The 477-nt window shown below is 56.2% G+C and carries 1 pseudogene; it reads right to left on the reverse strand.

The annotated features are described in order from the left end of the window. Window positions 1-477: pseudogene (locus M3202_RS22075) on the reverse strand (DNA mismatch repair protein MutS); the annotation flags it as partial.

The raw sequence follows: 477 nt of genomic DNA on the forward strand, positions 1-477 counted from the left end.
GGTTAACCAGCACGTCGAGTTCCGCCAGCGCGCTCGCGCTCTGTTGCAACGCTTCCAGATGCGGCAACAGCAGGTCGAACAGCTCTTCATAAAGCTGTTTTTCCAGTGCCAGTGCTTTGCCTTTTGAGGTGAGAACTTTATCTTCGTACTCTTTTAGCTCTGGAATGATGTAGCGCTCGGCGTTTTTCAGTGTCTGGCGACGCATGTAGTTGATGGGTGCCAGATGGCTTTGCCCACGGCTGATTTGAATGTAGTAGCCGTGCACCGCATTAAAGCCAACTTTCAGCGTGTCCAGGCCGGTACGTTCACGCTCGCGGACTTCCAGACGCTCCAGATAATCGGTCGCGCCGTCAGCCAGCGCGCGCCACTCATCCAGCTCTTCGTTATAGCCCGATGCGATAACACCACCGTCGCGTACCAGCACCGGCGGTGTGTCGATGATTGCTCGCTCCAGCAGATCGCGCAGCTCGGCAAACT

It is taken from the genome of Halalkalibacter oceani (assembly GCF_023715605.1).
In the GTDB taxonomy this organism is placed as follows: domain Bacteria; phylum Bacillota; class Bacilli; order Bacillales; family Bacillaceae_D; genus Halalkalibacter; species Halalkalibacter oceani.